The following is a 12,294-nucleotide window of genomic DNA, read 5'->3' as shown; positions in this document are numbered from 1 at the left end:
GCACACCCCCAACAAACAACAAATCCCCAGGCAGATGCACTTTTTGGCACTCTTCCTGGGGCGGTTTCCTGGCTGTCGGGCAGTCCACCTGAATGTTAATAGCTAGTGGTAACAGGCCAACAGCCCATCCGGGCCATCGATAACAGTGATGGGTGTTTCGAAGATGGGCGTAAGGATCTCATCGCGCATGATCTCCTCCGGACTGCCGAAAGAAACGATGCGTCCATCCTTGGCCGCACAAATATGGTCGGCATAACGAGCAGCGAAGTTGATGTCATGGAGAACGATGATGATCGTCCGCCCGAATTCCTTGGCGGCCTTCCGCAAATGCTTCATCATCTCCACGGAGTGTGAGATGTCAAGGTTGTTGAGGGGCTCGTCGAGAAGCACGTAGTCCGTTTCCTGGCAGAGCACCATCGCTACGTATGCGCGCTGGCGCTGCCCGCCGGACAGCTCATCAAGGTAGCGGTTCTCCAATTCACGCAAGTGGAAGAAGTCGATGTAGCGCGAGACTATCTCTTCATCCTCCGCACTCAGGCGTCCCTTCGAGTAGGGGAAACGGCCGAAGCTCACCAGCTGGCGCACTGTCAGCTTGGTAATGAAGTGGTTCTCCTGGCGCAGGATGGAGAGGATCTTCGCCAGGTCCTGCGACTTCGTGGAGGACACGTCGTAACCGGCGACCTCGATGGCGCCCTCGTCGACGTCGAGAAGCCGGCCAATCATCGTCAGCATCGTGGACTTACCTGCGCCATTCGGCCCAATCAGCGCGGTAATACCGCCGGAGGGGATCTCCAAATCGATCGGACCGATGTTGGTCTCGCCGGAGTAGGACTTCGAAACATTGGAAAGCTTGATCACAGCTTGCCCTTTCGCAGAATGACCAGAAGGAAGACGCTGCCGCCCACTAGCTCAATAATGATGGAGACCACGCCCTGCGCGTAGAAGACGTGCTGCATGAGGAAGTAGGCGCCGGTGAGCACAGCGAAGGCCGTGGCAACTGCCATTGGGAACAAAAAGCGGTGATCGTACGTCTCTGCTGCCTGGTAAGCCAAGGTGGCCACGAGGAAGCCAAGGAACGTCATGGGCCCAACGAGAGCGGTGCTTGTCGCCATAAGAATGGAGACCAAAATCAGCGTGTAGATTGCATTGACCTTGTGGTTAACACCAAGGTTCTTCGCGGCATCGCGCCCCAGTGCTAGGACGTTGAGCTGGCGGGAGTTCAGGAACATCAGCAGTGTCACCGCGAGGACCAACGGTACTGCGATGGGATAGTACTCGCTCTCCGCGTTGTTAACGGAACCAAAGAGCCGCGCGGTGAGCACGTCGAATTCACTGGGCGTGAGCATGCGCTGCATAAACGTTGAGAGCGAGCCCAGGCCTCCACCGATAATGATGCCAACCAGCAACATCGCGTGCATGTTGTTGCGGCGACTGGTCAGCAGCCAGGAGTACAGCACGAGGGATAGTCCCACCATGAGCACAAGCTGCACAAGGAAGGTCCCCATATTGCGGGCCTGAGTTAGGCCGGTGGCGCCAAGGAAAAAGATAGTGGCTGTATTAATCGCTACGTACAGGGACTCAAACCCCATGATGGAGGGAGTAAGGATCCGGTTGTTCGTCACCGTATGGAAGGCCACCGTGGCCACAGCCTGGCATACCGCAACGACGGCCATAGCGGTCACCGCATCCGCTCGGCGGCGTGCAATGAGCCACCACTTGCGGGTGCCAAAATCCATGGGGTTGTCGTAAGCCAAGAGCCCGAAAGCAAAGGCCAAACCGGCGACGATCAAAACGCCGAGGATGATCCAGTACTTTCGTGCCGCAGCAGCAGACTGGAAGCTACCGACGTTTCGCCGGGCACGTGACGTTTGCGCAGGTTGCTTTGTCGCGGGGATAGAGATACTTACACTCACTTGGTCGACCTCACGATCAAGACGACGAACACGATAGCACCGACAACACCCAGGATGACCGATACGGGCATCTCAAACGGGGAGATAATAGTGCGGCCAATGAGGTCACACAAGGTCACCGTGGCGATGCCAAGCAGGCAGACCCACGGGAGATTAGAGCGCAGATCATCGCCGCGCACCATGCTCACAACATTGGGAACGATGAGCCCAAGGAACGGCAGGGAGCCAACAACGACGGTGACAACACCCGTCGCCACGGCGATAAGCCCGGTTCCCAACAGAATCATCCGCTGGTAATTCAGGCCGATATTGGTGGCAATGTCCTCCCCCAGCCCCGCGACGGTGAGCTTGTCAGCGTAGAAATACACCGCCAGCAAAACCAGCAGCACGATCCACAGGACCTCGTATTGTCCCTCATAGACAGAGGTAAAGGATCCCATGAACCAGATTCCGAGCTGCTGCAAGGTATCCGTCGCTAGCGCCACGTAGGAAGACACTGCGCTGACGACGGCGCCCAACATAATGCCAATAATCGGCACAATGAGTGAGGAGCGCAGCGCCACACGGCGCAGAAACGCGAAAAACACCATGGTTCCCACGAACGCAAAAACGACCGAAATAACCATCTTCACCAGCACGGATGAGTGCGGGAAAAGGATAAGCGAAAAGAGCAGGCCCAGTCCGGCCCACTCGGTGGTTCCCGTCGTCGTGGGTTCCACGAAGCGGTTTTGGGTCAGCAGCTGCATAACCAAACCGCTCATCGCCATCGCAGCACCCGCCAAGACGAGCGCCACGGTGCGCGGTATGCGGGTGGTGAAGAACATCTCCCAGCCGTCCTCATTATTGAGGATGCTGTATTCCCCCACCATAAGCGAAAGGAGGAGCAGTGCGATGACAGCGAGCACGCCGAGGCCTAGCTTCCAGGTCAGCACGGGTCCGCGGGAGTTACGCCGGCTTATAGCTGAGTGCTCGGCCGGAGCGCTGCTCTTCACCGTCACGGTTTAGTCTCCTCCTTGGCTGCCGAAAGAGTTGCTTAGGCGTTGGCCTTCTCGAAGGCGTCGGCAAGCGCGTTCAAGATCTCGGTGTAGGTGATGATGGACTCATCAATGTAGGTATCAGTCGGCGCCACGTAAACGTTGCCTTCCTTCACAGCGGTGACGTTCTGAAGCGCCGCGTTGTCCTTGACCAGCTTCTCGCCCGGCGTGACATCCTGGCCTTCCTTGGCGATAGCAGAGTCACGGTCCATAACGAGGATCCAATCCGGGTTGGACTCAGCAATGGCCTCAACGGAGATGTCGTCACCCTCGTGGTCATCGGAGGCGTTGGACACCTCCAGGGCCGGGGTCAGGCCAAGCAGCTCAAAGACCGGGCCATACACGCGCCCGATACCGGGAGCGATGTAGCCGATTTCGCCGCCAGAGGTGTTCACAGCCATGACCTTCTGCTCTGGGTTGTAGGCCTTCTTAGCACGCTCAGCAGCGGCGTCGAAATCCTCGATGAGCTTCGCAGCATCCTCTTCGTGGCCGAAAACCTGGCCCAGTGCCTCAGTGTGGCGCTTGAGCTCGTCGAAGAAGTCTTCATCATCGCGCGGCTCGAAATCAACGACCGGGACATCCTCAAGCAGCTTCTCGATGTCTTCCTGGTACTGCTCGAAGCGCTGGCCGTTCCACACGAGATCCGGGTCCGCTGCTACGAGGCTTTCGAGGTCCGGATCCTTGTGGGAGCCCAGGTTTACCTGGACCGTGTCCTCGTTGTAGGTATCACGAAGGGACTTTGGCACCAGGTTCAGCGGTGCGGCAGCAAGGTCAATATCCCACTGCGCCAAGATAGAGAAGGCGCGGTTATCCGTCACCGCAGGGTTCTCCACCGGGAGGGTGATTTCCTTCGAGCCGAAGTTATCATCCAGGGTGATGGTGGAAGCGCCTGCCGCCGCGGATTCGGTTGGCTCAGCAGTCTCCTCAGACTGGCTAGAAGAGCAGCCGGTGAGAGCAAGCGCTGCGACCGAGAGAGTGGCGGCAACTTTGGCGGCGGTTTTGCGCGAGGCACGGCGAGTTAGAGTAAACATATCTTCCTTGCATATTAGGTGTGGCTAACCACAGTTGGCAAATGACGACGCCGCTAAACCTAACTCAAGTAAGGCTTACCTTTCAAGCACGCTTATGTTTTCTAATTCACGACGGGGGTGACAGACTGCCGCGCGATACCCCTTGACATGCCTTTTAGAACAAAATATTTACGCTTAGCCCTCCCCCTTCTCTGCAAGCAGATCACTAACCGCCACAGGCCCTTCCCTATCGAAGTCCTGTCGCGCTGCCCTGCGGAATTCCTTATCCGCCAAAAAATCTAGCGTTACCTGCGCCAATCCCGCCGCCGAGTCGACAGCCGCATCCACCGCCTGCGGTGTGGCCGCCCAGCGGGCAAAGTCCTCCGTGTGCAGAGCCACGTCGGTGGGTGAAACCTGCACCATTGGATGCAGGCCCGGCACGAGGTGAGAGACATTGCCAAAGTCAGTCGATGCGGCCACCGTATCCGGCACCGTCCCAGCAGGCAGCGCGGTGCGCCCCCGGCGCGCCTGCGTGGCTGACCACCGATCCACCAGCGCCTCATTATTGCGCACGGGCAGGGTCATCGGGTGCTCATCCCACTCCACGTCCACATCAACACCGGCCATGAGTGCGGCGCCACGGACAATCTCCTCCACCCTGGTGGAAAGATCCATGAGTGTGCGCGTCCCCAACGAGCGCACGTAAATAGTCATCTCCGCCTCGCTCGGAATGATCGAAGGGCGATCGCCACCGCTCATGATGGCGTGCACGCGATCCGATGGCGGCATTTGCTGCCGCATAAGACCAATCCCCTGGTAGGCCAAGCTCGCAGCGTCAAGGGCGTTGCGCCCCATGAAGGGCTGGGAGCTGGCATGCGCGGCCACGCCGCGATAACGAACCCGCAGAATGCGCCGGCCCACCCAGGCATGCGCGCCGATGTCATAGCCGAAGCCATGGATCATCACCGCGGCGTCCACGCCTTCAAGACTTCCGCCGCGAATCATGTATTCCTTGCCGGAATGGCCCTCCTCCGCCGGGGTTCCCTGGAGGAGGATGCGGCCGGACACGGCAGGGGCGTCGTCTAGCACGGCAGTAACCGCCAAGAATCCAGTAACGCCCGCTGCGGCAATGACGTTGTGCCCGCACGCGTGCCCAATCTGGGGCAGGGCATCGTATTCCGCCAGGATGGCCACGGTGGGATGCCGCTCGGGTTCGAAATCCGCGCTCTGACACGAGGCCTCGAAGGCGGTCTCCACACCATAGACTCCGCGGCGCGTCAAAAAGCCATGCCCTTCAACGATGTCCGCGAGCACCGCCATGGAGCGATGCTCCTCGAAGGCCGTTTCAGGGTGAGCGTGCAGGTCCGCGACGATGTGCGCGGCTGTCTCCCGCAAGGCCTCAGCACGCGCGGCCGCCGCGCCCCAGAGCTTCGCCTGGCCTGGGTAGTCCTCTCCCTGTTTTTCCGGTGGCGCTGCGGACGCCACGCGCTTTGCGACGCCCTCCTCCATCGCTTCCAAATACGCTGTCGATGGATTGTTGCGTTGATTCATGCGTTTAACCAATCATGACGTTGTTGCCCGGTCCCAGCGGAAGGTCCACGTAGAACCAGATGGCCAGCAAGATTGCCCATGCGGTAAAGAACGGGACCACGAAGGGCACAAGGCGCGACATCAGCGTTCCCAGACCCGCCTCGCGTTCATAGCGCTGGAGGAAGCCAAGCATGACAATCATGTACGGGTTCAGCGGAGTGATGATCTGGGTTGCGGAATCACCAACGCGGAATGCGCCCTGAATAAAGGCCGGCTCATAGCCGAGCAAAGCAAACATGGGAACGAAGACCGCCGCCATAAGCGTCCACATGGAAGAACCGGAAATAATCAGCAGGTTCAAGCAGGACGCAAGGACGATGAAGGCAAAGATAGCTGGGAAGCCCGTCAACCCGATGGATTCTAGGAAGGCAGCCCCCTTCACCGCAGTGAAGGTACCGATACCGGTCCAGGCGAAGAGAGCCACGAACTGGCCAAGGATGAACGCCAGGATAAGGAAGCTCATCATGTCCTTGAGCGCGCCAATCATCATGTTCACGACATCGGTGATGCCCTTGACCGTGCCGACGACCTTGCCGTAGACCACGCCGAGCACCAAGAAGTAGGCGAACACGATAAAGACGATGGAATTCAACAGCGGGGACTTGGGCAAGAAGCCGCCCTCTTCATTGCGCCACGGCGATTCCGGCAGAAGAACTGCGAAGAGAATGATGGCGGTGAGGATGACCGTGGCCACACCGGACCAGATGAGACCCTTGGATTCGGCCGGGCGCAGTTCAGCGGTGAGTTCTTCGCCGTTCTCGTCACGGTCGCCGCGCTCAGCGGCGTCCTCGGGATCGATGTCTTCCTCGGTGGGGACTTCCTGCTTCCACATGCGCGGCTCGATGACCTTATCGATGATGAAGCCGGCAAGCACACCGAGCACGATGGAAGAGGCCACGTTGAAGTAGTAATTCGACATGGCGTTAACCGGAGCGAACTCGGTATTCGGCAGGGTATCCATGACCGCGGTCGTAATACCGGCAAAGAGCGCATCCAGGGAGGTAGGCACCAAGGCAGTGGAATAGCCCGCACCCACAGCGGCGAAGCCGCCGATCAGACCCGCCACCGGGTGGCGGCCCGCTGCCTTGAAGACCATCGCGGCCAGCGGCGGAACGATAACGAAGGCCGCGTCCGCCATGACGGAGGCGGTCACACCGATAACGCCGACGGCGTACGGAAGCAGCCGCGGCTTCGCGGACCCGAAGAGCTTGCGAATCAACGCAGAGAGCATGCCGGAACGCTCCGCCACACCCACCGCCAGCATGATGGGCAGCACCGTCACCAGCGGCGGGAAATTGATGTAGTTCTCACCCATTGTCGTGGTGAACCACGTCAGCCCCTCACCGGTAAACAGGCCTTTAACCGGCTGAATCTCATCCGACCCGGGCACCTTAATCTCGACGCCCATCTTCGCCATGATCGTGGAGAGCACGCCGGTAATAAGGAAGAGGATTAAGAAGATGGTGAAAGGTTCCGGCAGTTTGTTGCCGATGTACTCAACGCCGTTGAGGAACTTATCCAGCATTCCCCCGCTGGATTGCTGGCTCTGTTTTTGATTTTCCTTGGCAGGATTCTCCGTGGTGTCAGCGCCGCCTTTCGGCGCCGTATTGGATGGGCTGTTCATGGGTACTCCTGTCGTAGGGGCCAGTCCCAGTGCTCCACGTCACACTGTTGACGGACAGGCTACCACGGGAATGTAACTCAGGTAACACATATTTTCGTTCTTAGTCACATTTTTGTGCGGCCAGCCCTACTCCGCTTTCACCCCGCGCCCCTACACCCCTCACGGGATTCTCATTACGCTCACTGCAAATAGTGGCCCAAAATCGACCGTTTTAGCACCTTATCTACCGTGAGCGTCGTCAGATTGCCCGAATGTTACATCCCCACGCTCAGCTTTGTCACCGCTCGAGGGCACCAGCCCGTTTATCCGCGCGAAAGGATCCCACTCGCAATCGCGATGCGGCTCGTATTCCGCAAAGTTGGCGGCATCGACGGCTGCCGCCTCCGAAATGAGCTCCGCAATGAGCGCGACCGTCATATCCATGCCCGCCGCCACGCCTGAGGAAGTCCATCGATTGCGGTCCTGCACCCACCGCGCCTTGGGCTTCCAAGTCACAGACACCCCGAAGGAGCTCGCCCATGCAAACGCACGCTTGTTGCTTGTTGCGGCGTAGCCCTCCAAGAGCCCCGCCGCCGCCAATACCGCAGAACCCGTGCACACAGAGGCAACCCACGGTGCTTGTGCGCCCACCTCACGAAGCCACGACAGAAAAGATTCGTCCCCCACGAGCCGCCGGGTTCCTTTACCGCCCGGGACAAGAAGGACGTCGGCCAGCTCAATCTGCCCATAAGAAATTGTCGGCACCACTTCCACGCCCTGCGAGCTGGCAACTGGCTCACCATCCGGCCCTGCAAAGACAACCGCGATCTCAGGGACGGCTTGAAGAAGTTGGACGGGCCCGAAGACGTCGAGAAGCTCAAAGCCCTCAAACAAGACGACTGCGATGCGGAGAGGTTCGGTATCCATGCGGCCATCCTAAAGCAGGCCGCAACGCCGCCGAGCTTGACCTATCTCTCCCGAGCATCCGTAAGCACACGAAATTGAAGCAAAACCGGATATAGATGGCCCACAGCACCGATAGCAAGAAGAACTGTAGCCGCTAACCATCCGCCTGCCGCAGCGCACCATCCAGCGCTACATATATGGAGCAGCAATCCCCACCCATGACCGGCTGCCGACGCTCGCATCGGCCGAAGGGGGTTCACCCCTTCACACTTGGCGGACTCTTCTCTGCGCATCGCCAGAATCATGCCATTCCATCCGATTCGCGTAAGCACAGCATTGAATAGCTCGACGCCCCACCGACGGCTAGCAACGCGAGAAAAAGACACACGCCGCCACATCGAAATCGGAATATGGCGCTCCAGAGAATCGCCAACAAAGGGAGCCAACCCGAACCCCAAGAGAATAGCTGTAACTACGAACCCCTCGGAGTTCGCACCGGTTTCATTCGCCACAACATTCAGCCCTAGCACGGCCGCGATAGTCCCAGCGAAAGCGATCAATTTTTCACCCCCTTAGGGAACTTAAAAGCCTGCAAGCGGCTTCACACATCTTCCTCTATTCAGAACCCCCTAGCGTTTCCCGCCAGACAGCTGTTACACCAGTTTAGCGGCCCAGCGGGTTACCCCGCTTGGGCTTCTCCGTGCGCAGCCTGCACAGGATCTCTAACGGGCTCTCCGGCTCGGACAAGCCCCTGAGCATGCGCGGTTGTAGGCCTGACTAGAAGTTCTTCACTTAAGGTTTGAAGCGGAGCCCGCCTTAGGCCGTGACAATCTTCGAACGAGGCATTACCCTAGTTGTTGATACGTCACCAATAGGAGTGTTTGACCAATGAAAGCATTCGGATTCTTAAGCTTCGGACACTACGCATTCGGCGGCCAGCGCGGCCCGTCCGCGGAAAAAGTCGCGAAGATTCACCTGGAAATCGCCCAGGCTGCAGATGAGATCGGTGTGAACAACGCGTCTTTCCGCGTCCACCACTTCGTACCGCAAGCCTCAGCCCCAATGCCGCTGCTCGGCGCTGTCGCCGCCACCACCAAGAACATCGAGGTGGGCACCGGCGTGATCGACATGCGCTACGAAAACCCGCTCTACCTCGCCGAAGAGGCCGCATCCCTTTACCAGCTCTCCGGCGGCCGCGTGGCCTTGGGCGTCTCGCGCGGCGCCCCGGAGGTTGCCGAGCGCGGTTGGGAAGCTTTCGGCTACAAGGGCGAGGCCCCCAACGGCGCGGACGTGGCGCGGGCCCACCTCGAGGCGTTCATGACCGCGGTGGACGGCAACGGGTTTGCCACAGCCGCTCCCCTGGACCGCCAGTACCCGAATATGTTCCAGCCCGGCTCCGCCCTCCCTGTCTTCCCCATGGCGCCGGAGCTGCGCAAGCACATCTTCTACGGTTCGGGCACTCACGCGTCGGCAGAGCAGACTGCCAAGGACGGGCTGAACCTGATGTCTTCCACCCTGGTTTCCGAGACCACCGCCGAGACCTTGGGGGAGATCCAGGCGGACCAGATCAACCGCTACCGGGCTGCCTGGAAGGAAGCGGGCCACGACTGGGCCCCGCGCGTGTCCGTCTCCCGCTCCATTTTCCCCATCGTGGACGGCGCCGATATGCAGCGGTTCGGCATGCAGGCTTCCGGCTCCGACCAGGTGGGCGTGCTACCCGACGCCGGTGCGTCCACCTTCGGCCGCACCTATGCCGCCGAGCCTGACAAGCTTATTGAGCAGCTCAAGGCCGACCCGGCTGTGATGTCCGCCGACACCCTGCTCATCACCATCCCGACCGGCATGGGCGTGGACGTCAACGTGAAGATTCTAGAGAACTTCGCCACCCATGTCGCCCCTGCGCTGGGCTGGCAGCCGAACACTGAGGGCCCAGTCACCGGTTACCCGATCGACTAATCCGCCCCCTTCACACAAGAAACCCGCTGGCCTTTATGACCAGCGGGTTTCTCTATTCAGTGGAGCCGCCGGGAATTGAACCCGGGTCCTTCGTCACCTCGCCAGGGCTTCTCCGTGCGCAGTCTGCACAGGATCTCTACTCGGCCCTCCGGCTCGGGCAAACTCGCTCCGGATGATGGGCCCAGTTGCTCTCAAAGTCCCCAACCGGCCGAACAACAAACCGGTCAGGCAAGTTCCTTAGTCGATGCCAGGATCTAGGTCAGGAACCAAACCTAGGCTGACAGACACGCGTCGCTGTAATTAGGCAGCGAGGGCGTAGTCACGCTGAGAGTTCTTCTCTGCGTTTATTGGTTGCTACGACGCTTAACGGTGGTCTCTAGCCTGCACCGGCACGCTTCCCCTGGCTCAATGTACGAAGTCGAAACCAAGTCGACCCCTCGATCACACATTGCTGTGAAAGCTGCGCAGCGCGCATCTTTATGCGCCCTACGGTTCGTTAAACGCTACTGCACCCGCCCCTATTCCCGCAAGCTTCACCCCAGGCCACATGAGGCATAGCTTTCATAAGCACCCCCTTGTGATTAACATCAACCTAAACGCTGTTAAGGTGTGTGAGTCCTATCCTCCTACTTTGTTAAAGGCTGCAAAGTGAGCACAAATACCGAAACCACCAGCTCCACGCAAGACGCTAAACGCCCAGCAAGCAACACCGAATGGGCCATCTCGCTCTTCGGCACCGCCGTAGGCGCTGGAATTCTTTTCCTCCCCATCAACGCAGGCAGTTTCGGCTTCTGGCCCCTCCTCGTGGCCACGATTCTGATTGGCCCGATGACATACTTCTCCCACCGCGGTCTGGCCCGCATGATTTGTGCGTCACCGCGCCAGGGCGAGGACATCACCGCGGTAGTCACGGACTACTTCGGCAAAAGCGCTGGATTTATCATTTCGGTGGTTTATTTCTGCGCCATCTTCCCCATCGTCCTCATTTATGGCGTTTCGATCACCAATACGGTTGATAGTTTCATCGTCAACCAGCTGCACGGGCCCTCGGTTCCGCGCCCACTGTTGTCCTTCCTCCTCGTGGGCATCATGACCATCGTCTTCGCCTTTGGCCAAAGAATGGTGCTGGCCGTCACGCAGTTCTTGGTCTACCCGCTGATCTTCTGCCTTGGCGCACTGTCCATCTACCTCATCCCGCGCTGGGATATCGCCTCTTTCATGGAGGTGGGCAACAATGATTGGCGCGTCGTCGGTGCTGTCGCCCTCATCATCCCCGTGCTGGTTTTCTCCTTTAACCACTCCCCCGCCATTTCCCAGTTCTCCTTGGCCATGGTCGCCGCGCACGGCCGCGAGAAGAGCTCCGAAAACGCCTCGCGCGCTCTGGCACTGACCGCCATTCTGCTCACCGTATTCACCATGTTCTTCGTGTGGTCCTGCACCCTCACGCTTGGCGCGGACGGCCTCAGCGAAGCGCGCGAGCAAAACCTGCCGGTCCTGTCCTACCTGGCCAACGTCACCGGTGTTCCGGTCTTGGCATTCCTCTCCCCGATCATCGCGATGATCGCCATCCTCTCCTCCTACTTCGGGCACGTGCTGGGAGCTACGGAAGGCGGCAACTTCCTGCTGCGCAACGCCGCGCCACGCGCCACCGCGAAGCTCTCGGAGAAGCAACTCAATTCCATCATGCACGGCATCATCTTCGTGGCCGCGTGGGTCGTGGCCATCATCGATCCGTCAATCCTAGGCCTCATCGAGGCCATCGGTGGCCCCTTCATCGCCTCGATCCTGTATCTGCTGCCGATGTATGCCATCAACCGCATCGACGCTCTCAAGCAATTCCGTGGCCGCCCCAGCAACGTCTTCGTTGTCATCACGGGTCTCATCGCCGTGGGCGCCACCGTCTGGAGCCTTTTTCTCCTAGCGTTCTTCTAACCACGCCTTCAAAACTGTGGCGTGGTTGACCTCGCGGTCCTTGGCGGCGAAAAGGAGGGTGACGTCGCCAGCCACAGCAAGCTGGCGTAGCTGCTCCAGCTCCTTACCGTCATTCTCGTCGAGCTCCGCACGATAGCGCCGGGCAAATTCCTCAAAGGTGTCAGCATCGTGCCCCCACCACTTACGCAGCTCTGGACTGGGCGCGACATCCTTGAACCAGTGCTCATAATGGAGACGTTCCTTGGCCACACCACGGGGCCAGAGCTTATCGACGAGCACCGCTACCCCACGCGGTTCCTCGTCACCCCGAATAATGTCATGAACCTTGACCGTGTAAATCATGGCTCCCA

Annotated in this window: 10 protein-coding genes and 1 other RNA gene; 2 read left to right on the top strand and 9 right to left on the bottom strand. The window is 59.4% G+C overall.

Annotated elements, in window-relative coordinates:
• Positions 1 to 102 precede the first annotated feature (102 nt).
• The 7 genes from HMPREF2743_RS07120 to HMPREF2743_RS07090 all read right to left on the bottom strand — a co-directional run bounded on the left by HMPREF2743_RS07120 (position 103) and on the right by HMPREF2743_RS07090 (position 8,077).
• On the bottom strand, positions 103 to 858 hold the full coding sequence (locus tag HMPREF2743_RS07120) for an iron ABC transporter ATP-binding protein (RefSeq protein ID WP_070818469.1): 756 nt from the start codon (positions 856 to 858) through the stop codon (positions 103 to 105).
• Positions 855 to 1,913 carry an iron chelate uptake ABC transporter family permease subunit gene (locus tag HMPREF2743_RS07115; RefSeq protein WP_070818468.1) on the bottom strand — a complete coding sequence of 353 codons (1,059 nt, stop codon included), beginning with the start codon at positions 1,911 to 1,913 and terminating at the stop codon, positions 855 to 857. Before HMPREF2743_RS07115 ends, HMPREF2743_RS07120 begins: the two co-directional genes overlap by 4 nt.
• Entirely contained in the window at positions 1,910 to 2,911 is a 1,002-nt protein-coding gene (locus HMPREF2743_RS07110; protein ID WP_070818467.1) for an ABC transporter permease, read from the bottom strand. The genes HMPREF2743_RS07115 and HMPREF2743_RS07110 overlap by 4 nt, the downstream gene beginning before the upstream one ends.
• A 35-nt stretch (positions 2,912 to 2,946) precedes the next feature.
• Positions 2,947 to 3,978 carry a siderophore ABC transporter substrate-binding protein gene (locus HMPREF2743_RS07105; protein WP_070818466.1) on the bottom strand — a complete coding sequence of 344 codons (1,032 nt, stop codon included), beginning with the start codon at positions 3,976 to 3,978 and terminating at the stop codon, positions 2,947 to 2,949.
• A gap of 174 nt (positions 3,979 to 4,152) precedes the next feature.
• On the bottom strand, positions 4,153 to 5,508 hold the full coding sequence (locus HMPREF2743_RS07100; protein ID WP_070818465.1) for a M20 family metallopeptidase: 1,356 nt from the start codon (positions 5,506 to 5,508) through the stop codon (positions 4,153 to 4,155).
• A 4-nt stretch (positions 5,509 to 5,512) separates the two neighbouring features.
• Entirely contained in the window at positions 5,513 to 7,171 is a 1,659-nt protein-coding gene (locus HMPREF2743_RS07095; RefSeq protein ID WP_070818464.1) for an AbgT family transporter, read from the bottom strand.
• A 219-nt stretch (positions 7,172 to 7,390) separates the two neighbouring features.
• Entirely contained in the window at positions 7,391 to 8,077 is a 687-nt protein-coding gene (locus tag HMPREF2743_RS07090; RefSeq protein WP_070516709.1) for a DJ-1/PfpI family protein, read from the bottom strand.
• A gap of 867 nt (positions 8,078 to 8,944) precedes the next feature.
• Here HMPREF2743_RS07090 and HMPREF2743_RS07085 point away from each other — a divergent pair.
• Entirely contained in the window at positions 8,945 to 10,012 is a 1,068-nt protein-coding gene (locus tag HMPREF2743_RS07085) for an LLM class flavin-dependent oxidoreductase (protein ID WP_010189089.1), read from the top strand.
• Positions 10,013 to 10,069: 57 nt separating this feature from the next.
• Here the strand turns inward: HMPREF2743_RS07085 and ssrA are convergent.
• Positions 10,070 to 10,449: a transfer-messenger RNA gene (gene ssrA / locus HMPREF2743_RS07080) on the bottom strand.
• A 211-nt stretch (positions 10,450 to 10,660) separates the two neighbouring features.
• Here ssrA and HMPREF2743_RS07075 point away from each other — a divergent pair.
• Complete coding sequence (locus HMPREF2743_RS07075) at positions 10,661 to 11,944, top strand: SLC5/6 family protein (RefSeq protein WP_070818463.1); 1,284 nt, start codon at positions 10,661 to 10,663, stop codon at positions 11,942 to 11,944.
• On the opposite strand, the gene HMPREF2743_RS07070 is transcribed toward HMPREF2743_RS07075, so the two are convergent.
• Positions 11,930 to 12,286 (bottom strand): DUF488 domain-containing protein, encoded by a 357-nt coding sequence (locus HMPREF2743_RS07070; RefSeq protein WP_010189092.1) that lies wholly within the window; start codon positions 12,284 to 12,286, stop codon positions 11,930 to 11,932. The genes HMPREF2743_RS07075 and HMPREF2743_RS07070 overlap by 15 nt on opposite strands.
• Positions 12,287 to 12,294 lie beyond the last annotated feature (8 nt).

Source organism: Corynebacterium sp. HMSC036D02, assembly GCF_001836165.1.
In the GTDB taxonomy this organism is placed as follows: domain Bacteria; phylum Actinomycetota; class Actinomycetes; order Mycobacteriales; family Mycobacteriaceae; genus Corynebacterium.
The sequence above is the reverse complement of the archived record's forward strand: the minus strand, read 5'-3'. Positions and strand labels throughout refer to the sequence as shown.